The organism is Pseudomonas sp. FSL R10-1350 (genome assembly GCF_009600525.1).
Classification (GTDB): Bacteria; Pseudomonadota; Gammaproteobacteria; order Pseudomonadales; family Pseudomonadaceae; genus Aquipseudomonas; species Aquipseudomonas helleri.
This window is the reverse complement of the sequence record NZ_WIVR01000032.1, coordinates 1-19,552: the sequence shown is the minus strand read 5'-3', so window position 1 is coordinate 19,552 and position 19,552 is coordinate 1. Positions and strand designations below refer to the sequence as shown.

At 59.5% G+C, this 19,552-nt stretch carries 18 protein-coding genes; 12 read left to right on the top strand and 6 right to left on the bottom strand.

The genetic code is table 11. The features are described from left to right. Positions 1–26: 26 nt before the first annotated feature. Both thiS and GHO25_RS15185 read right to left on the bottom strand, forming a co-directional pair. Complete coding sequence (gene thiS / locus GHO25_RS15190) at positions 27–227, bottom strand: sulfur carrier protein ThiS (RefSeq protein WP_048371198.1); 201 nt, start codon at positions 225–227, stop codon at positions 27–29. Positions 228–307: 80 nt separating this feature from the next. Further along, complete coding sequence (locus GHO25_RS15185) at positions 308–679, bottom strand: DUF423 domain-containing protein (RefSeq protein WP_048370985.1); 372 nt, start codon at positions 677–679, stop codon at positions 308–310. A 44-nt stretch (positions 680–723) separates the two neighbouring features. Here GHO25_RS15185 and mtgA point away from each other — a divergent pair, with 44 nt between their 5' ends. Next, complete coding sequence (mtgA, locus tag GHO25_RS15180) at positions 724–1,482, top strand: monofunctional biosynthetic peptidoglycan transglycosylase (protein ID WP_082148745.1); 759 nt, start codon at positions 724–726, stop codon at positions 1,480–1,482. A gap of 226 nt (positions 1,483–1,708) precedes the next feature. On the opposite strand, the gene rpoH is transcribed toward mtgA, so the two are convergent. The 4 genes from rpoH to ftsY form a co-directional block, all read right to left on the bottom strand. Beyond that, complete coding sequence (gene rpoH / locus GHO25_RS15175; protein WP_048370987.1) at positions 1,709–2,563, bottom strand: RNA polymerase sigma factor RpoH; 855 nt, start codon at positions 2,561–2,563, stop codon at positions 1,709–1,711. 112 nt (positions 2,564–2,675) lie between these two features. Beyond that, positions 2,676–3,701 carry a permease-like cell division protein FtsX gene (gene ftsX, locus GHO25_RS15170; RefSeq protein WP_048370988.1) on the bottom strand — a complete coding sequence of 342 codons (1,026 nt, stop codon included), beginning with the start codon at positions 3,699–3,701 and terminating at the stop codon, positions 2,676–2,678. Beyond that, positions 3,698–4,369, bottom strand: a complete 672-nt coding sequence (gene ftsE, locus GHO25_RS15165) for a cell division ATP-binding protein FtsE (RefSeq protein ID WP_048370989.1) — start codon at positions 4,367–4,369, stop codon at positions 3,698–3,700. The genes ftsX and ftsE overlap by 4 nt, the downstream gene beginning before the upstream one ends. Then, a complete protein-coding gene (ftsY, locus tag GHO25_RS15160) occupies positions 4,366–5,787 on the bottom strand; it encodes a signal recognition particle-docking protein FtsY (RefSeq protein WP_153391140.1) in 1,422 nt (473 codons plus the stop codon). Before ftsY ends, ftsE begins: the two co-directional genes overlap by 4 nt. A gap of 356 nt (positions 5,788–6,143) precedes the next feature. On the opposite strand from ftsY, the gene GHO25_RS15155 reads away from it, so the two are divergent. From GHO25_RS15155 to GHO25_RS15105, 11 genes are all read left to right on the top strand, one after another. Further along, positions 6,144–7,499 (top strand): pitrilysin family protein, encoded by a 1,356-nt coding sequence (locus GHO25_RS15155; RefSeq protein WP_048370991.1) that lies wholly within the window; start codon positions 6,144–6,146, stop codon positions 7,497–7,499. Beyond that, complete coding sequence (locus GHO25_RS15150; RefSeq protein ID WP_153391139.1) at positions 7,492–8,982, top strand: pitrilysin family protein; 1,491 nt, start codon at positions 7,492–7,494, stop codon at positions 8,980–8,982. The genes GHO25_RS15155 and GHO25_RS15150 overlap by 8 nt, the downstream gene beginning before the upstream one ends. Continuing rightward, positions 8,982–9,590 carry a 16S rRNA (guanine(966)-N(2))-methyltransferase RsmD gene (rsmD, locus tag GHO25_RS15145; protein WP_048385106.1) on the top strand — a complete coding sequence of 203 codons (609 nt, stop codon included), beginning with the start codon at positions 8,982–8,984 and terminating at the stop codon, positions 9,588–9,590. The genes GHO25_RS15150 and rsmD overlap by 1 nt, the downstream gene beginning before the upstream one ends. Before the next feature lie 180 nt (positions 9,591–9,770). Continuing rightward, positions 9,771–11,024: a pitrilysin family protein gene (locus GHO25_RS15140; protein ID WP_153391138.1), complete on the top strand. Its 1,254-nt coding sequence runs from the start codon at positions 9,771–9,773 to the stop codon at positions 11,022–11,024. Positions 11,025–11,127: 103 nt separating this feature from the next. Then, on the top strand, positions 11,128–12,474 hold the full coding sequence (locus tag GHO25_RS15135) for a pitrilysin family protein (protein WP_048370997.1): 1,347 nt from the start codon (positions 11,128–11,130) through the stop codon (positions 12,472–12,474). Beyond that, on the top strand, positions 12,467–13,900 hold the full coding sequence (locus GHO25_RS15130) for a pitrilysin family protein (RefSeq protein WP_153391137.1): 1,434 nt from the start codon (positions 12,467–12,469) through the stop codon (positions 13,898–13,900). Before GHO25_RS15135 ends, GHO25_RS15130 begins: the two co-directional genes overlap by 8 nt. An 82-nt stretch (positions 13,901–13,982) precedes the next feature. Continuing rightward, entirely contained in the window at positions 13,983–15,338 is a 1,356-nt protein-coding gene (locus tag GHO25_RS15125; protein ID WP_153391136.1) for a pitrilysin family protein, read from the top strand. Beyond that, complete coding sequence (locus tag GHO25_RS15120) at positions 15,331–16,875, top strand: pitrilysin family protein (protein ID WP_153391135.1); 1,545 nt, start codon at positions 15,331–15,333, stop codon at positions 16,873–16,875. Before GHO25_RS15125 ends, GHO25_RS15120 begins: the two co-directional genes overlap by 8 nt. An 8-nt stretch (positions 16,876–16,883) precedes the next feature. Further along, the gene (locus GHO25_RS15115; RefSeq protein WP_178110101.1) at positions 16,884–17,915 is read left to right on the top strand and encodes a hydrolase; all 1,032 of its coding nucleotides are present in this window, start codon (positions 16,884–16,886) and stop codon (positions 17,913–17,915) included. Then, complete coding sequence (locus GHO25_RS15110; protein ID WP_153391134.1) at positions 17,915–18,760, top strand: AraC family transcriptional regulator; 846 nt, start codon at positions 17,915–17,917, stop codon at positions 18,758–18,760. Before GHO25_RS15115 ends, GHO25_RS15110 begins: the two co-directional genes overlap by 1 nt. A 345-nt stretch (positions 18,761–19,105) precedes the next feature. Next, positions 19,106–19,375, top strand: coding sequence for a short-chain dehydrogenase (locus GHO25_RS15105; RefSeq protein WP_153391133.1), 270 nt, complete (start codon positions 19,106–19,108; stop codon positions 19,373–19,375). Positions 19,376–19,552 lie beyond the last annotated feature (177 nt).

The following is a 19,552-nucleotide window of genomic DNA, read 5'->3' as shown; positions in this document are numbered from 1 at the left end:
GACAGGAGTGAAGCGGGGCCAGGTGACTAGCCGCCACCGATGGCATGAACCACTTCGACCTGATCGCCTTCTTTGAGCACCGTTTCGCCATGCTGGCTGCGCGGCACGATGTCCAGGTTAAGCTCGACGGCGACACGACGGCCTGTCAGTTCCTGGAGGGCCAACAAGCCAGCGACGGTCTCGCCGTCCGGCAGTTCAAAGGATTCACCGTTCAACTGAATGTGCATGCGCGACGCTGCCATCATTTTTAGGGGTCAGCATTCTAGCCCGATCAGTCAGGGCGACCCAAGCCATTCGTCCTACAGACTTAACTAACGCGCCAGGCGGCCAGCCCCAGGCATAACCAGCCCGCCAAAAAGCCGAGGCCACCGATGGGGGTAATCATCCCCAGCTTGCTGATGCCGGTCATTGTCAGCACGTACAAACTGCCGGAGAACAGCACAATGCCCAGCGCAAAACAGATACCGGCCCACGTCACCAGCCGGCTTTGCAGTTGCGTTGCCAGCAGCGCGACGCCGATCAAGGCCAGAGCGTGGACCAGTTGATAGGTCACGCCGGTATGAAAAATAGCCAGGTATTGCTCACTCAGGCGGCCTTTCAGGCCATGGGCCGCGAATGCGCCGAGGGCAACGCCGGTAAAGCCAAAGAAGGCGGCCAACATCAGGAAAACACGCAACATGGTTCACTCCCTTCAGGGTCATCGAATAGCGCAGGGTCTGTATAATGGCCCGCTCAACGGGTTCGGCCAAGCCATCTATGCTGCGTAATCTTCTACATCGCGTCCTTAAAGCCCTGCTGTGGTTTGCAGCGGGCAGTGCGTTGCTGGTGCTGATTTTCCGCTGGGTGCCGCCGCCGGGCACCGCGCTGATGGTCGAGCGCAAGGTTGAATCGTGGTTCGACGGCCAGCCCATTGACCTGCAACGCAGCTGGCGGCCCTGGGATGACATCTCCAACGAGCTGAAAGTCGCGGTGATTGCCGGCGAAGATCAGAAATTCGCCGAGCACTGGGGCTTTGACTTCAGCGCGATCAGGGCGGCGTTCGTGCATAACGAAAAGGGCGGCACCGTGCGCGGCGCCAGCACGCTGAGCCAGCAGGTGTCGAAAAACCTGTTTTTGTGGTCGGGCCGCAGTTGGCTGCGCAAAGGGCTCGAAGCCTGGTTTACCGGGTTGATTGAGCTGTTGTGGCCCAAGCAGCGGATCCTTGAGGTGTACCTCAATAGCGCCGAATGGGATGAAGGGGTGTTTGGCGCACAGGCCGCGGCACAGCATCACTTTGGCGTCGACGCCAAAAACCTCTCGCGCCAGCAGGCCAGCCAGCTGGCCGCCGTATTGCCCAACCCGCGTAACTGGAGCGCCAGCCACCCGACGCCCTACGTGGCCAGCCGCGCTGCCTGGATTCGCCAGCAAATGCGCCAATTGGGCGGCGACAATTACCTCACCACCCTGAACACCTCCCGCAGCGACAAGCCCTGGGCGGAGTAAACCAACTGGAACTGCCGCACCGTCTTCGACGCCGCGCTGTCGCGCAGCAAACAGGCTACCGACTATCTCTAGCATCCCCCAATCGGTTCCCTCTCCTTCGGGAGAGGCGTGGTGAGAGGCGTCTTAGATCAAGATCAAAAGATCGCGAGGCAAGCTCGCTCCTACAGGGTATTTGCCCACAAACAAAAACGCCCCGATCAGATCGGGGCGTTTTTTGACAGTCGCGTTAAGCGGCGATCGAGAGTTTGAGCTTGTTCATCGCGCTTTTTTCCAGCTGACGAATACGCTCTGCAGACACGTTGTACTTTTGCGCCAGGTCGTGCAGCGTGGCTTTCTCTTCAGCCAACCAGCGCTGATACAGAATGTCACGGCTACGGTCGTCCAACACTTCCAGCGCTTCGTGCAGGTTGGTGTTGGAGTTGTCGGTCCAGTCAGCATCTTCCAGTTGACGCGCCGGATCGTACCGGTGGTCTTCCAGGTAGTTGGCTGGCGACTGGAATGCACTGTCGTCGTCAGCTTCTGCTGCCGGATCAAAGGCCATGTCCTGACCGGTCAGGCGGCTTTCCATTTCGCGCACTTCGCGAGGCTCTACGCCCAGGCTTTCAGCCACGCGATGGACTTCTTCGTTGTTCAGCCAGGCCAGACGTTTTTTCTGGCTGCGCAGGTTGAAGAACAGTTTGCGCTGCGCCTTGGTGGTCGCGACTTTCACGATCCGCCAGTTACGCAGAATGAACTCGTGGATCTCTGCCTTGATCCAGTGCACGGCGAACGACACCAGACGCACACCCATTTCGGGGTTGAAGCGTTTGACCGCCTTCATCAGGCCGACGTTACCTTCCTGGATCAGGTCTGCCTGAGCCAGGCCATAACCCGAGTAACTACGGGCAATGTGTACAACAAAACGCAGGTGGGCGAGCACCATCTGCCGAGCCGCCCCCAAATCCTGCTCATAGTAGAGACTCTCGGCCAGTTCACGCTCCTGCTCAGGTGTCAGCAGTGGAATGCTGTTCACCGTGTTGACATAGGCCTCCAGGTTCGCACCGGGGACCAACGCATACGCAGGTTGCAAAGAAGTGGTCATACGAATAAACCTCCGTCTCACATAACTCGTGCAGTTCAGCACTGCGAAAGTTGACCGGAAACTGTGAAAAAAGTTCCGAAAAAAGCTGAAAAGGTCAACATGTATAAAGCAATTACTTAGGCGAAAGCTCACGTAAGTGACGTGCGACTGCAATCCATGCACCGATATACCCTAACAGCACCGCGCCAAGCAATAGCGACAGACCATCGGCTACCGGCACTCCGGCCAGCGCAAAATCGCTGCCATACAATCCCGCCAGCCCGACAACCGCGTCGTTGAGCCAGTTCAAACCGAATGCCAACACCCCCCAGGAAAGAATCCCGGCGCCAAACCCGTAAAGCGCGCCCATGTACAGAAACGGCCTACGCACGTAGCTGTCTGTACCACCGACCAGCTTGATCACTTCAATTTCGATCCGACGGTTCTCGATGTGCAGACGAATGGTGTTACCGATCACCAGCAGCAACGCCGAGACCAGCAAAACGGTCAAACCGAACACAAAACGGTCACCCAGCTTGAGGATCGCCGCCAAGCGTTCGACCCAGACTAGATCAAGTTGCGCCTGTTGCACTTTCGGCAACTCGGAAAGTCGTTCGCGCAGGGCTTCAAGGGTGGCTTTATCGACCTCATTGGGGGTCACCAGCACCACGCCCGGCAACGGGTTGTCCGGCAGCTCTTTGAGCGCTTCGCCCAAGCCAGACTGCTGCTGGAACTCATCCAGAGCCTTTTCGCGGCTGATGAATTCAGCGTCCGCGACCCCCGGCATACCTTTTATCTGATTGCTTAATTGTTCGCCCTGCGAGTTGCTGGCATCCATTTGCAGGTACAGCGAAATTTGCGCAGCGCGCTGCCATGAACCGCCCAGGCGCTCGACGTTGTTCAGCAACAGCGACAAGCCCATCGGCAAGCTCAGCGCGACGGCCATCACCAAACAGGTAAAAAAGCTGCCAATCGGCTGCTTGCCCAAGCGGCGCAAGCTGTCCAGCAGACTGGCGCGGTGCGACTCGACCCAGGCGTGGAACAACATCCCAAAGCTGGGGCCGTCGTCTTCGTCGTGTTTTTTCTTTTTCGGCGGCTGTGGATCGGCCGCCTTGGGTGCCACACGCTCGGACACCTTGGAACTGCGAGTGGCACTCATTGCCCGGCCTCCCCGTCGCCAATCAATCGGCCACGCTGCAAGGTCAGCATACGGTGGCGCATGCGCGCGATCAGTGCCAGGTCGTGGCTGGCGATCAGTACGCTGGTGCCCAAACGGTTGATGTCTTCAAATACGCCCATAATTTCCGCCGCCAAACGCGGGTCGAGGTTGCCGGTAGGTTCATCTGCCAGCAGCAAGGCTGGACGATGGACGATGGCTCGGGCAATGCCGACGCGTTGTTGTTGGCCGGTGGACAAGTCGCCAGGGTACAGCTCGGCTTTGTCCGACAGCGACACGCGGTCCAGCGCGGAGTCGACGCGCTTGGCAATTTCCGGCTTGGACAAGCCCAGAATCTGCAACGGCAGCGCGACGTTGTTGAACACCGTGCGATCAAACAGCAACTGGTGGTTCTGGAAGACCACGCCGATCTGGCGACGCAAAAAAGGAATCTGCGCGTTGCTGATCTGGCTCAGGTCCTGGCCCGCCAGCAGCAATTTGCCGCTGGTAGGGCGCTCCATCGCCAGCAACAGCCGCAACAGCGTGCTTTTGCCCGCGCCGGAGTGGCCGGTGACAAACAGAAACTCGCCGCGCCGGACCCGGAAGCTCAGCTCGTGCAGGCCCACGTGTCCATTTGGATAGCGTTTACCGACCTGCTCGAAACGAATCATGGACGCTCCCGCTCCGCAAACAGAGCCTGAACAAAAGGTTCGGACTCAAAGGTACGCAAATCATCGATGCCTTCACCGACGCCGATAAAGCGGATCGGGATGTTGAACTGCTTGGCCAGGGCGAAGATCACCCCGCCTTTGGCCGTGCCGTCGAGCTTAGTCAGCGCCAGGCCGGTCAAGGCTACGGTCTGGTTAAACTGCTTGGCCTGGTTGATAGCGTTTTGCCCGGTACCGGCGTCGAGCACCAGCAGCACTTCGTGCGGCGCCTCTTCGTCGAGCTTGCCGATCACCCGGCGGACTTTTTTCAGTTCTTCCATCAGGTTGTCTTTGGTGTGCAGACGACCAGCGGTGTCGGCGATCAACACGTCGATGCCCCGCGCCTTGGCGGCTTGCACCGCGTCAAAGATCACCGAGGCCGAGTCGGCGCCCGTGTGCTGGGCGATCACCGGGATCTGGTTACGCTCGCCCCAGACCTGCAACTGCTCGACCGCTGCGGCACGGAAGGTATCACCGGCCGCCAGCATGACTTTTTTGCCTTCCAGTTGCAGTTTTTTCGCCAGCTTGCCAATGGTGGTGGTTTTACCCGCACCGTTGACGCCGACCACCAAAATTACAAACGGCTTGTTGCGGGCTTCGATTTTCAGTGGCTGCTCAACCGGCTTGAGCATGGCGGCCAGCTCGTCCTGCAACGACTTGTACAGCGCGTCGGCGTCGGTCAGTTGCTTGCGCGCGACCTTCTGCGTCAGGTTTTTGATGATCACCGAGGTCGCTTCAACGCCCACGTCGGCCGTCAGCAAACGGGTTTCGATTTCGTCCAGCAGGTCGTCATCAATGACTTTTTTGCCGAGGAACAGGCTGGCCATGCCTTCGCCAATGCTGGCGCTGGTTTTGGACAAACCTTGTTTGAGGCGGGCAAAGAAACCAACTTTGGCTTCTGCCACAGGAGCAGGTGCAGGCGGCTGGACCACGGGCGCAGGTGCAGCCACCACGGCAACCGGAGCGGCAACAGGTGCTGGAGCTGGAGCTGGAGCAACCGGCTCAGGCTCAGGCAGGGTCTCAACCACCTCAAGCACCGGCTCAACGACTTCAACCACCGCAACCACAGGCTCTGGCTCTGGAATCGGCGGCACGATGTGCGGCGCTTCCACGTCTTCGACCAGGGCAACCGGCTCCTCGGGCACCGGCAACGGCGGCCATGGCTCAGGTTTGGCCGCTTCAACCACAGGGGCAGCGACCACTTCTGACACGGGCTCGACCACCACCGGTGTGGCTTCGATCAACGGCTCGGGGGTGACTTCAGGCGCAGGCGCTGGCTGTTCAACGACGGTTTCCTGCGGTTTTCTGCGCAGCCATCCGAACAGGCCTTTCTTCTCGCCAGCCGCAGCTGGGTTCTTCTTGTCGTCGTTGGAACCAAACATGGAGGACGGCTATCTCATCGTAGCGACGCGCCACTGTGGCGCCCCGGCAAATAATATTCGGTGTGAAAAAGACTGTTTTTTTGTCAGCTCGTTCGCACACAGCTTATTCAGGGTGTAAAGAAACACCTCTATAACTTCGTCTTATCTCGGACATGGAACGGGAAATACGGCAAAAAAAGGAAATTTACCGGGATACCTCCACACTTCCAAGTCGGCTCCTATACTGCCCGATCACAGGTTGTCTGATCGTGGCGGGCTTGATAGGCGTGGCCGCCAGTAAAACGGATCAGTATCCTAGCACCTCCTCCCCCGCAGACGCTAAGGCCAAGCGGGCAGCCCAACAGGTTTAAAAACGAATGAATCATCTCGCCCGCTGCGCTGCTGGCCTGTTGCTCAGCACCGTTTTGCTCCCGCTATCGGCCTTTGCCGCCGATGCGCAACCCACCCATGAGTTCCGTCTGGACAATGGCCTTAAGGTCATCGTGCGCGAAGACCACCGCGCACCCGTGGTGGTCTCGCAGGTCTGGTACAAAGTCGGTTCCAGTTACGAGACGCCCGGCAAGACCGGCCTGTCCCACGCCCTTGAGCACATGATGTTCAAAGGCAGCAATAAAGTCGGACCCGGTGAAGCCTCGTTGATCCTGCGCGACCTCGGCGCCCAGGAAAACGCCTTCACCAGCGATGATTACACCGCGTATTACCAGGTGTTGGCCCGCGACCGCCTGGGCGTTGCCTTTGAGCTCGAAGCCGACCGCATGGCCAGCCTTCGCCTGCCGCCCGAAGAGTTCAAGCGCGAAATCGAGGTGATTAAAGAAGAGCGTCGCCTGCGCACCGACGACCAGCCGATGAGCAAGGCGTACGAAATTTTCAGCGCCATGGCCTACCCGTCCAGCGGCTACCACACACCCACCATCGGCTGGATGGTTGACCTGGAGCGCATGAACGTTGCCGAACTGCGCGCCTGGTACGAAGAGTGGTACGCCCCCAACAACGCCACCTTGGTGGTAGTCGGCGACGTAACCCCGGATGAAGTCAAAGCCTTGGCCCAGCGCTACTTTGGCCCGGTGCCAAAACGTGACATCCCGATTGCCAAAGTGCCGCTTGAACTGGCCACGCCCGGCGAGCGCCTGCTCAAGATCAACGTGCAGACCCAACTGCCTAGCCTGATGATGGCTTTCAACGTGCCGAGTATCGCAACCGCCAAAGACCCGCTCAGCGCCAACGCGCTGCGCCTGATCGCGGCGCTGCTGGACGGCGGCTACAGCGCGCGCATGTCCTCGCAGCTTGAGCGCAAAGAGGAGTTGGTGTCGGGCGCCTCGTCCAACTACAACGCCTTCACCCGTGGCGACAGCCTGTTCCTGATTACAGCCATGCCTAACAGCCAGAAAAAAGTCACCCTGGCCCAGACGGAAGCCGGTGTATGGCGCCTGCTGGACGACCTGAAAAAGACCCCGCCGTCAGCCGAAGAACTCGAGCGTGTGCGCGCTCAAGTCATTGCCAACCTGGTGTACGAGCGCGACTCCATTACCTACCAGGCCACCTCGATTGGCCAACTGGAAACCGTCGGTCTGTCTTGGAAGCTGATGGACAGCGAACTGGCTGACCTGCAAAAAGTCACCCCGGCCGATATTCAGCAGGCCGCACGCACCTATTTCACTCGCGACCGTCTGAGCGTTGCGCACGTACTGCCCGAGGAGAAAACCCATGAGTGAGCGTAAAGGTCCACGCTTCGCCCTGCTGGCCCTGACCACGGCGGTTCTGGTGGGTGCACTCGGCTACTCCTTCATCAGCCCGAGCGAGTCGGTTGCCGGCCCAACCCTGGATTCAGCCAAAACCGAGCGCAAGCTTGAGTCTCTGGCAGAACTCGACGGTAAGGCGCCGACCAACCGCAAGCTGGACATCCAGACCTGGCAAACCGCCGAAGGCTCCAAAGTGCTGTTCGTCGAAGCCCGGGAATTGCCGATGTTCGACCTGAGCCTGACCTTCGCGGCGGGCAGCAGCCAGGATGGCAACACGCCAGGCATCGCCGTGCTGACCAACGCCATGCTTAATGAAGGCGTGGCCGGCAAAGACGTCAGCGCCATTGCCCAAGGCTTTGAAGGCCTCGGTGCAGCGTTTGGCAATGGCGCCTACCGCGACATGGCCATCACCTCGTTGCGCAGCCTGAGCGATAAAGACAAACGCACCCCGGCGCTCAATCTGTTTGCTGAAGTGGTGGGCAAACCGACGTTCCCGGCCGACTCGCTGGCGCGGATCAAAAACCAGCTGCTGGCCGGTTTTGAAGTCCAGAAACAAAACCCCGGCAAACTGGCCAGCAACGAGCTGTTCAGCCGCCTGTACGGCAACCACCCGTACGCCCATCCAACGGATGGCTCTGCGCAAAGCATCTCGGCCATTACCCTCGACCAGATCAAGGCCTTCCACAACAAGACCTACACCGCAGGTAACGCGGTGATTGCGATTGTGGGTGACCTGTCCCGTGCCGAGGCCGAGGCCATGGCGTCGCAAGTGTCAGCAGCCCTGCCAAAAGGCCCGGCCGTGGCCAAGATCGCCGAGCCGGTTGAGCCCAAAGCAGGCGTCAACCACATCGAGTTCCCGTCCAAGCAGACCCACTTGCTGCTGGCCCAACTGGGCGTTGGCCGCGATGACCCTGACTACCCGGCGCTGGTGCTGGGCAACAAGGTTCTGGGTGGCGGTGGCTTCGGGACGCGCCTGATGACCGAAGTGCGTGAAAAACGCGGCCTGACCTACGGCGTGTACTCCAACTTCAGCCCGATGGAGGCCCGTGGCCCGTTCCAGATCAATCTGCAAACCCGTGCCGAATTGAGCGAGGGCACGCTCAAACTGGTCGAAGACATCCTGGCTGACTACCTGAAAAACGGCCCGACACAAAAAGAACTCGACGATGCCAAGCGTGAGTTTGCCGGCAGCTTCCCGCTGTCGACCGCCAGCAACGCCGCCATCGTCGGCCAACTGGGCGCGATAGGCTTCTATGACCTGCCGTTGGATTACCTGGAAAAACTCCGCGAGCAGTCCCAGACTCTGACCACCGAGCAAGTCAAGAACGCCATGAGCAAGCACTTGAGCGCCGACAAAATGGTCGTAGTGACCGCCGGCCCAACCGTGCCGCAAAAACCACTGCCACCTCCTACCGACAAACCTTCAGAGCAACCTCTTGGGGTTCCGGAGCATTAATGGCAAAGCCAAAAAACACATCGCACTCAGGTGCAGGTCAATTACGCATCATTGCCGGGGAATGGCGCAGTCGCAAACTCGACTTCCCCCATGTAGAAGGTCTGCGCCCAACGCCAGACCGTGTTCGTGAAACGCTGTTCAACTGGCTCGCACCGTACATTCAGGGCGCCAGGGTACTGGACGTGTTCGCCGGCAGCGGCGCACTGTTTCTGGAGGCCCTGTCACGCGGTGCGGCCAAGGGCCTGGCCCTGGACAGCAACCGTGAGGCCATCTCCAACATCCGCGAAAACATGGGCATCTTGCGCTGCACCACCGGCCAGGTGCAGCAAACGGACGCCCTGCGTTATCTGGACGCGACCCCGAGCGATACCTTTGACGTGGTGTTCCTCGACCCACCGTTTAACAAAGAGCTGCTCAAGCCTGCCTGCGACCTGCTGGAGCAGCGTGGCTGGCTGACAGATGACGCCTGGATCTACACCGAAAGCGAGCTGCGCCCGTCCGAGTTGGGCTTGCCCGGCAACTGGCGTCTGCACCGTGAACAAAAAGCCGGGGGAGTGAACTACGCCCTGTGGCAGCGCGATGCGGTTCAGGCACCCGCAGCGCAATAACAGCCGCTGATCTGTGCAATCGTTGCCGCACATTACGGCAACGATTGCACACACCCTTGCTCTATCTATGTACCGCACCCCGCGCCCTGCGCCATCGCATTCTGTCCGTTCTCACTGATCATTCGCCCCGTGTGCCTCCGCACATCGGCTGGCGTGTTCAAAAACAACGGAATGTGAAACATGACCATTACTGCTGAAAAACCCACTCACGCCTACACACTGGATAACGGCCTGCAGGTGATCCTGCGCCAGGACCACCGTACGCCAGGCATCTGCGCCTCGCTGTTCCACAAGGCGGGCACCGACCATGAACGAGCAAACCAGCGCGGGCTGGCGTACCTGGCCGGTGGCGCGACCTTCAAGGACAAAGACCTTGAGCGAAAAATCGGCGCCACTGCCAATGGCTGGATCGATTACCACCTCAGCGCCTACAGCCTCGAAGCACCCAGTGCCGAGCTTGCCACCGTGCTGCAATTGCTCGCTGCCCGAATGGAGCCTCAAACCCTGTCCCGGGAGCGCCTCGATAAAGGCATTAAACACGCCTGCAAGCTCGAAGAAAGCGAACCGTACTTCAGCTCCGATTACTGGATTACCTCGACATTCGAGGAGCTGATTTTTCCCCAGGCACGCACCGTGTACAAATTCGGCAATGTCGACGACCTTGCACGCATCACGGTGGCCGACGTGCTGAGTTGGCATGAAGAAGGCTACGCACCCAACAACTCGATTCTGGTCATTGCAGGCGATATAGCGCTCGATGACGTCCAGCCGCTGATCCAGCACCTGTTTGCCGACCTCGCACCTTTCGAAGGTTTTGCCCCGGCAGAGCAGCCCGCACATTCGTTTACAGGCGAGGAACGCAGGCTGGTTCAACGTCTTGATACGCCACTGCCACGGCTGCAAATGGCCTTTAACACGCCAAGCCTCGCAACCCCGGGCGCCATCGGCGACATCCGCGCCCTGCAAGTGATCAGCGCCCTGCTGACCAGAGGCCCGCAGGCATGGCTGCCACTGCGTTTGTCTGAAGACAAGCACACGTTGTCCAGCGTGATCAGCCGTCTTCCGGCCTATCGCCGCAACGATGACCTCTTCCTGCTGGCGGCCACCCTGGGCGTAGACACCTCGCTGTCGGTGCAACAGGTAGAGCTGGAAATCAAACAACTGCTGGAATCACTCAAAACCCATGCACTGGATGCCGAGACCTTGAAGTACGGCCAACAGCAGGCCCTTGAAAGCCTGGAAGAACAAGACACCCTCGAAATACAAGCCTCGATCCTGGGCAACCTGGCCGCCATCGACCTGCCATGGACGCTGATCGACAGCGAAGCCGGGCAGATCCACAACGTCACGGCAGATGACATCCAGCGCGTGGCCAACAGCTACTTCAGCCCGGAGCGCCTGAGCGTCGCACACAGCCTGCCGCGCGAAGACTGATACCCGAATGCCCCAGGCGCGCTACGTATATACCGCCTAGCAGTACCCGCCTTGATCCAACCTGTTCTGACCTTATTTACAGAACACTCAAGGATCCTTGCGGATGAAATCCTCTCTTTTGTTTCGCTGGCTAATCACCTTGTGGTTGCCAGCGACCGCCTGCGCCCACGCGGCACCGGTTACCCACACGTTTACCCTCGACAACGGCCTAAAGGTCATTGTTCGCGAGGACCACCGCGCTCCCGTGGTGGCCTCGCAGCTTTGGTACAAAGTCGGCGCCAGTTATGAGCAGGAAGGGCAAACCGGCTTGTCCCATGCTCTGGAACACATGGTCTTCAAAGGCAGCAGCAAACTGCCCCGGGGCGAAGCCTTAAAAGTGCTTGAATCGCTGGGCGTCAGCGCCAACGCAATCACGCGCCCCGATGCAACGCTTTACACACAGTTGCAGGCCACCAACCGCCTTGCGGTGTCACTCGAAATCCTTGCAGACCAAATGGTCAGCGCACGCTGGAGTGACGCCCAATTAAACATCGAACGGCTGATCATCCAGAGAGAACGCCGTTCGACAGTCGACAGCAACCTGTGGAACTTGCTCAATGAGCGGGTCAAAACCATTGGTCATGTGGCCAGTACCTACAAGAACCCTGTGCTGGGCTGGATGCATGACATCAACCGGCTGAACAACCCGCTGCTCATGCAGTGGTATCAAGACTGGTATGCACCCAACAATGCCGTGCTGGTCATCGTCGGCGATGTGACGCTGGAGCAGGCCAAAGCACTGGTGACGCAACAGTTCGGCGCAATCGCTGCGCGCCCCTTGCCCACGGTCAAGCGCCCCATTGAATTGACCCATCTGGGCCGACGCGGGCTGCACCTTCGCTTGCCCAGCCCCAATGCAAAGCTGGTGATGGCCTTTAATGTGCCCAGTTTAAACACCGCACAAGACCCGCAAACCGCCTTTGGCCTGTTACTGCTCAACGAACTGCTGGCCAGCAGCGACAGCTCGCTCATCAAAGCCAGCCTGATGCATCAACAAGGCGTGCTGGCCGGGACGTACTCCCATTACGACCTGCTGAACCGGGGCGATGGCCTGCTCAGGATCTGGGCCGAAATCAGTCCGTCACGCACCGAGTCACCGGAGGCGGTTGAAGCCTTGATCTGGACACAGCTCAAAGCGCTCAAAGCCGCCCCGGTCAGTGCGCAAACGCTGGACCGCGCCAAGCGCAGGATCATCACCAAACGCCTGTACGCCCACGACCAGATCGAGAAGCAGGCCAGCGAAATAGGTGAATTGGAAAGCATCGGGCTGCCCTGGTCGACCCTCGACGCACAGGAACTAGCCCTGCAAACCCTGACGCCTGCTGACATCCAGCAATTGGCCACAACCTACCTCACCGAAAACCGCTTCAGCGCCGCCTACATGCCAAGGCCGGAGAAAAAACATGACTAATGCCTTCACGTTGACACGCCACCCTTTGGTGCCATTGGCACTTATTGCCACCCTGCTGCTGAGCCTTTGCCTGAACGCTCAGGCACAGGCAACAGAAGGCCCAACAACGGCCTTGCAGAGTTTGCAAACCCTGGATGACAGTCAAATTGCAGCTCGCCCGCTGAGCATTCGTGCCTATGCGACCCACGAACGCACCCGCGTGCTTTTTATTGAGACCCACGCGCTGCCCATCGTCGATATCAGCGTGCGTTTCTCGGCGGGCAGCAGCCGTGATGGCGATTTACCAGGGCTGGCGAACCTGACCTTGAAGCTCTTGAACCAGGGCGTTGAAGGCATGGACGCCAAGGCTATCGCCGAGACATTTGATCAATTGGGCGCACAACTGACGGCGTCAGTAGACAAGGATGAAGCACGGTTAACCCTGCGCACACTGAGTGACGGCGAGACACGCAAGGCGGCGATTGACCTGTTCACGCGGCTGATCGCACAGCCCGCTTTTGCCCCTGACGCCGTCGAGCGGGCCAAAGCGTCGGCGCTCAATGCCATCGGGCTGGTACAGCAAAACCCGACAGCGCGTCTGCAACAGACGCTGCATGCACAGGTGTATGGCAATCACCCTTACGCCCGCCCCGTCGAAGGCAACGCCCAGAGTCTGGCCTTGATAGACGCCGGGAAAGTCCGGGGCTTTCATCAAAACGCCTACACCGCGGCCAACGCGCTGCTGGTCATCGTGGGGGACATTTCAAATGATGAAGCCACAGACCTGAGCATCGCGATCAGCCAGGCCCTGCCCCAAGGCCCCGCACTGGCGCCTGTTGAACTGGCCATGGACCTGACATCACCGCCCGGCCACACACACCTCGAAGCCCCCTACAGCCAGACCTTGATCATGCTGGCGCAGCCGAGCGTACCGGCGAACCACCCGGATTACGTGGCGTTGCAAGTGGCCAGCTTGATATTCGGCGGTTCCAACAGCAGCCGTCTGATCAATGAGCTGCGCCACACGCGCGGGCTGAGCTACGCCGCCTCAGCCTTTATACCGCTCTGGCAAGCAGGCGGGCCCTGGACCATCAGCCTGCAAACCGCCCCCGATCAGCAGGATGCCACCCTCGCGCTGGTCAAAACGCTGTTTGCCGAGTGGCTGCGCGACGGCCCCACCGAAGAGGAACTGGTCGCCGTCAAACGACGGTTGGCAGGCAACTTGCCGCTGACCAGCGCCAGCAATGCACAAATGGTTCAACAGTTGCTGCTTATGGGGGCCCACGACCTGCCCCGCAATTTCGACGCGCTGGTCATAAACGCCCAAAAGCTGTCGCGACAAGACATCAAAGACGCCATCAATCGTTACTCCAGGGCCGATAAATGGAAGGTCGCAAGCCTCGGCCCAACGGTCGAACAACGCCCCTTGTCAGCCGTTCAGCCCTGAGCGTATTGCGTACTTATGTAACGCACCTGCCGCCCGGGTTTACCGCAACCTGTCCTGACGAACCCTCGTCAGGACACCCACCATGAAAAGACTCATCGCCGGGCTGCTGCTCGGCGTCATGCTCCATCCTCTGCTGGCATCGGCCAGCAGCCCACCGCCCATTCATGAGTTCACACTCGATAACGGGCTCAAAATCATTGTTTACGAAGACCACAACGCCAGCCTGGTGCTGACCCACTTGTGGTATCGCATCGGGTCAAATCAGGAAGAGCCGGGCCAAACCGGCGTGTCCCATGCGGTGGAGCACATGCTGTTCAATGGCAGCAGCAAGCTCTGCACAGGCGAGTCAGGCCATATTTTGCAGAATCTGGGCGGCAGCCAAAATGCCATGACCCTGAATGACGCCACGCTGTTTTTCCACACCGTGCCCCCGCATGCGCTGGGTGTCAGCTTTGAAATGCTGGCGGACCAAATGAGCACGGCTCACCTGTCTGCGACGGTTTGGAGCGGCGAACGTGAAATCATCAAAAACGAGCGCACCGAAGCCTCTGATCACCACCCCATCAAGCGCGCCATCGAAGTCCCCCGGCGCCTGGCCCTGCCAGCCAGCGCAGCAGGCAACCCGATCATTGGCTGGCGACATGATCTGGACCGCCTGCAAACCGAAGAGGTAAAGCGCTGGTATCAACGCTGGTATGCCCCCAACAACGCGGTGCTGGTGGTCGTCGGTGACATCACCCTCCAGCAGGTCAAACAACTGGCCGAGCGGTATTTCGGCCCTATTGCCCGCCGGGCGCTGCCCTACAGCTCAACCCCCATCGACCTGACGATGCCCGGCGAGCGCAGCATCACGCACTACATCCCCCAGCAAATACCCGTGCTGTACATGGCCTTCAATGTGCCGAGCCTCGCCACTCAAACAGACCCGCGAACAGCACCGGCACTGGAGCTGATTTCCGAAATGCTGGGCGGCGCAAACAGCTCGCTGTTCGAGTCGTTATTGGTGCGCAAGGAAGGCCTGGCAGACACCACCACCGTTCATTACCAGGCGGTCAGTCTCGGCGATGAGCTGTTCAACATCAGCGTGCTGCCCAACCTCGAAACAACCGCTTCGCTTGAAACGCTCAAGGCGCTCCAGACACGGATTCTGGCCATTATCGACTCATTGAAAACCGCCCCGCCAAGCCTTGAAGACCTCGAACGCGCGCGGACTCAGATCACGGCACGGCGCGTTTTCGACCAGGATGAGCCGCAAAACCGCGCCCTGCAGATTGGCATGCTGGAAATGGCCGGGCTGTCCTGGCGCACCGAACAGGCACGGCTCGATGCCTTGAACGCCATCACCCCGCAAGACATTCAACGCACAGCGCAGACCTTTCTGGTCGCAGACCGGTTAATCACCAGCTACGCGCTGCCTGAGGAGTCAGCTCATGAATAATGCCCAACGTATCGCACGCGGCACCCTCGTCTGTCTGTTCGCACTGTCGGGCATTTTTTTGGCGGCGGGCTGTTACGTGCGTGCAGCAGACATGCCCGGCCCCACATTACCGTTGCAATCGCTGCGCGAACTTAAAGAACCCGCAAGCGTGCCCCACGCGCCCAGCATCCAGTCATGGACACTCAAGCAAGGCAGCCGCGTGCTGTTTGTGGAAAATCATCATTTGCCCATGGTCGACCTGAAAATCAGCTTTGCCGCGGGCAGTTATTACGATGGCGAAACACCGGGGCTGGCGGCCATGACCCAGGCCCTGTTCAGCGTCGATTCGGCGCGCAAACCTGCCGACGAGATCGCCCGCGGGTTTAACCGTTACGGCGCGCTAATAACCCACGGGATCAATGCCGAGCAAAGCTACCTGACCCTCAGAAGCCTGAGCGCACCCGAGGTGCTTGCCCCGGTGCTGAGCCTGTTTACCGAAACCCTGACACAGCGCTCTTTCAGCGAGCAGAACTTGTCTCGAATAAGGCGATCCTTGCAGGCAGACCTCACGCTTGAGGACATCCTCGGGGAGGCGCGAGCGCTGGCCAACATTCGCGCAGAACTGTACCCCGGTCAGCCGTTATCGCGATCAGTCAACGGCACCCACGACAGCCTTCAACGCATACAAGCCGCGCAGGTTCGCAGTTTTTTTCAGCGGGCCTATACCGCAGCCAACGCCCAAATGGTGATCGTCGGCGACCTCACGCCCGAGCAAGCCAAATTACTCAGCCAAACCTTAGCCGACGCGCTGCCGCAAGGGCCGGCGCTGCCCGCGCCGCAAAGGTTTGTCACTCAGGTCAACACTGGCAGAACCCTGCACATTGAAGACAGCACGAGCCAGACCTTGCTGGTCATGGCACACAATGTTGTGCCCAATCAGCACCCGGATTCACTGGCCCTGCAGGTAGCCAATGTGATGTTCAATGGCGTTTTAAATAATCAACTACGCGAGAAACACAGCGTCACCTACGGAGTGCAGTCCGATATCGAACATGCCCAAGGCGCCACGGCCTGGATCACCCAGTTCAATACGCCGCCCCACTACAGTGAGCAGGCCTTGGCCCATGCCAAAACGCTGTTTGAGCAGTTCCTCAAGGATGGGCCCACGCAAGAGCAGCTGGACAGCATCAAGAAATACCTGCGTCAGGCGCTGCCACAACTGCTCGCGACCAACAGGAACCTGCTCAAGGAACTGGAGGACATCAACCGTTTCGACCAGACCCTGGACTTCACTCACACAATAACCGAGATCCAGAAAATGACCGCCGGACAGATAAAAGCCGCCATGAACCGGCACATGAACGCCGATGCCTGGGTCACCCTCACACTCGGCCCCAGCGTTGCCCAGCAAGCTCTGCCCGAGGTCAGCATGAGTGAGAACAACGGACAGCCGCTGTGCAATTCGACCAATTGGATGAGCACCGCACAACACACACTGCTTGGGCCGCAGGCCGCGTTGTGGCAACTTAAGCACTTTCTGATACCTGTCACCGACTGAGAACTTAAGTGCGCGCCCTCGCTTCCCCTGCGTTACCCGTAGAACTGTTCACACCAGCTTCTGGCCTCGGCAACCCTCATTTGCAAACGCTGTGGGGGCCGCTGTGGCGCACCAAACCTGTTGTTGAACATCAACGCGAGCGCCTGTGGCTCGAAGATGGCGACTTTCTCGACCTCGACTGGCACGGCACGCCGTCAGCCCATGAACCGCTGGTGCTGGTGCTGCATGGCCTGACCGGCTCCTCGGCTTCGCACTACATCGCAGGCCAGCAAAGCGCCCTGGCAAAACAGGGCTGGGCCAGCGTGGCCCTGAACTGGCGCGGGTGTTCGGGGGAGCCCAACCTGCTGGCACGCAGTTACCACTCCGGTGCCAGTGAAGACCTGGCCGCAACCGTTGCGCATTTGCGGGCGCGCTACCCGCTGGCGCCGATCTATGCCGTGGGGTACTCGCTGGGCGGCAACGTGCTGCTTAAATACCTGGGCGAATCGGGCAGCGCCAGCGGCCTGCAAGGTGGCGTCGCGGTTTCGGTGCCGTTTCGCCTCGACCAGTGCGCCGACCGCATCGGCATGGGCTTCTCCAAGGTGTACCAGGCGCACTTCATGCGTGAAATGGTGGCCTACGTCAAAATCAAACAGCGCCAGTTTCAACACGACGCCAAGCACGAAGCGCTGGCCGCACTGGCCAAGCTGGGCACCCTCAAATCGCTGAGCAAACTGCGCACCTTTTGGGAGTTCGACGATCGGGTCACCGCGCCGCTCAACGGTTATCAGAGCGTCGACGACTATTACCGCCGCGCCTCCAGCCGCTACTTCCTGGGCGCCATTGAAACGCCCACGCTGATCATCCAGTCCGAGGACGATCCGTTTGTGTTCAAACACAGCATCCCCGAAGCCAGCGAATTGTCGGCCTGTACAGAACTTGAGCTGCACACCAAGGGCGGCCATGTGGGGTTCGTTGAAGGGTCGCCGAGAACGCCCAGGTACTACCTGGAACGGCGCATTCCACAGTGGTTGGCCAGCCTCAAGCCTGAGTCTGCGTAATGAAGGTGGAGCAAGGTGAGTCCATCCATTTTTGGCAAACGGCGCCGCTGACCGGCGTCGAATTGCTCACCGCGCGCTACATCGAACACCGCTTTGTGCCCCATGTGCATGATGGTTTTGTGATCGGCATGATCATGGACGGCGCCCAGCGTTATCGCTATCGGGGTGCAGAGCATCTGGCCGGCACCGGCACACTGGTGTTGATCAACCCGGACGAAGTGCATAACGGCCACAAAGGCCACGATGCCGGTTGGCGCTACCGCGCGTTCTACCCGGACAACGAGCAGATCCAAAGCCTGCTGGAAGAGTTGAACCTGCCCGGCACCCACCTGCCCACCTTCAACGACACCCTGCTGCACGACCCGGAGCTGTTCCACGGGTTGCAGCAACTGCATCATTTGCTGGAAGGCCCGGAGTCGGCGCTGCATCAGCAAACGCTCTGGCGGCAAATGATGCTTGCCCTGCTCAATCGTCATGCCCGCCTGCCGATGCCGGGCAAGCCGGGCGTGGAACACCGGGCGGTGCGCCAGGCCAAAGAGCTGCTGCAATCGCGACTGGCGGAACCGCCCTCGCTGGAAGAACTGGCGGCGGCGGTCAACTTGTCGCCGTTCCACTTTGCCCGCGTGTTCCAGCGCGCTACCGGCATGCCGCCCCACACCTGGCTGATGCAACAACGCATCGCCCATGCCCGCGGATTGTTGCAACAAGGCTGCTTACCGCTGCAAGTCGCTACACAACTGGGTTTTGCCGACCAAAGCCATTTGAGCCGCCAGTTCAAAAAAGTCTACGGCGTCGGCCCGGCGGCCTACCGTGCGGCCAGTGCGCAGCACGCACAAAGCCTGTAGACGGTGGTGTTGCAGATTTTTGGTGCCCACAAAATTGCCGGATTATTCGCACAGCATTGTCAATTGCTGCCATTGCGCCGTGGCGCCTATAGTCAGCGTTCGCCTAAAAGGGCGACCGGGTTTGGCGACCTGGAGATTGAATTTTGGAAACCTAATGGTTGTTGTATTGGGCTAAGCGTGTATTTTGCTCGCAATGCTTTATGGCTACTGTGCGTGGGAGATCTTCGGGTCTGCCGGTTGTTTCCTAAATTCTCCCGGTTCGCCAACCCGCGCACGGTAGCCACCCATTTTTTGTTTGGCGACGAAAAGTGAGTGGCCTGAATGAAGAGTTTAGGAGCAGCACTTATGAACGAATTGACTTACATCCCGCTTACCGCCATCGACTGCCTCACCCCCGCTTTGCTCATCAATCGCAACGCCCCTCTCGACGTATTGCACGCCAATGCCACCGCCCGCGTACTGGCTGTGACCCAAATGATGGAAACCTTCTCCAGTCGCGAAGTTCAAGACGCCGATGCCATTGATCTTAAACAGTTAGCCACCACCGCAATGATATTGCTGCGTGACGGTTGCGATCTGCTGAATGTTTTGGGCTGGCGTTTGCAACCGAAATAATTCACGCGAAGGCAAAACCGTGCAGGAGCTGTCGCCCCGTCCTCTACGCCGCGCTGGCGTAGCAAACAGGCCACCGATAATCGACAGCATCCCCCAATCAGTTCCCTCTCCTTCGGGAGTGTATGGACCGGGGACATAGCGAACACTTTGTTCGGAGACATAGCGAACAGTTAACGA

Coding starts and splice junctions, on each gene's coding strand:
- thiS (WP_048371198.1), bottom strand. CDS start 227: ATGCACATTCAGTTGAACGGTGAATCCTTTGAACTGCCGGACGGCGAG.
- GHO25_RS15185 (WP_048370985.1), bottom strand. CDS start 679: ATGTTGCGTGTTTTCCTGATGTTGGCCGCCTTCTTTGGCTTTACCGGC.
- mtgA (WP_082148745.1), top strand. CDS start 724: ATGGCCCGCTCAACGGGTTCGGCCAAGCCATCTATGCTGCGTAATCTT.
- rpoH (WP_048370987.1), bottom strand. CDS start 2,563: ATGACCACTTCTTTGCAACCTGCGTATGCGTTGGTCCCCGGTGCGAAC.
- ftsX (WP_048370988.1), bottom strand. CDS start 3,701: ATGAGTGCCACTCGCAGTTCCAAGGTGTCCGAGCGTGTGGCACCCAAG.
- ftsE (WP_048370989.1), bottom strand. CDS start 4,369: ATGATTCGTTTCGAGCAGGTCGGTAAACGCTATCCAAATGGACACGTG.
- ftsY (WP_153391140.1), bottom strand. CDS start 5,787: ATGTTTGGTTCCAACGACGACAAGAAGAACCCAGCTGCGGCTGGCGAG.
- GHO25_RS15155 (WP_048370991.1), top strand. CDS start 6,144: ATGAATCATCTCGCCCGCTGCGCTGCTGGCCTGTTGCTCAGCACCGTT.
- GHO25_RS15150 (WP_153391139.1), top strand. CDS start 7,492: ATGAGTGAGCGTAAAGGTCCACGCTTCGCCCTGCTGGCCCTGACCACG.
- rsmD (WP_048385106.1), top strand. CDS start 8,982: ATGGCAAAGCCAAAAAACACATCGCACTCAGGTGCAGGTCAATTACGC.
- GHO25_RS15140 (WP_153391138.1), top strand. CDS start 9,771: ATGACCATTACTGCTGAAAAACCCACTCACGCCTACACACTGGATAAC.
- GHO25_RS15135 (WP_048370997.1), top strand. CDS start 11,128: ATGAAATCCTCTCTTTTGTTTCGCTGGCTAATCACCTTGTGGTTGCCA.
- GHO25_RS15130 (WP_153391137.1), top strand. CDS start 12,467: ATGACTAATGCCTTCACGTTGACACGCCACCCTTTGGTGCCATTGGCA.
- GHO25_RS15125 (WP_153391136.1), top strand. CDS start 13,983: ATGAAAAGACTCATCGCCGGGCTGCTGCTCGGCGTCATGCTCCATCCT.
- GHO25_RS15120 (WP_153391135.1), top strand. CDS start 15,331: ATGAATAATGCCCAACGTATCGCACGCGGCACCCTCGTCTGTCTGTTC.
- GHO25_RS15110 (WP_153391134.1), top strand. CDS start 17,915: ATGAAGGTGGAGCAAGGTGAGTCCATCCATTTTTGGCAAACGGCGCCG.
- GHO25_RS15105 (WP_153391133.1), top strand. CDS start 19,106: ATGAACGAATTGACTTACATCCCGCTTACCGCCATCGACTGCCTCACC.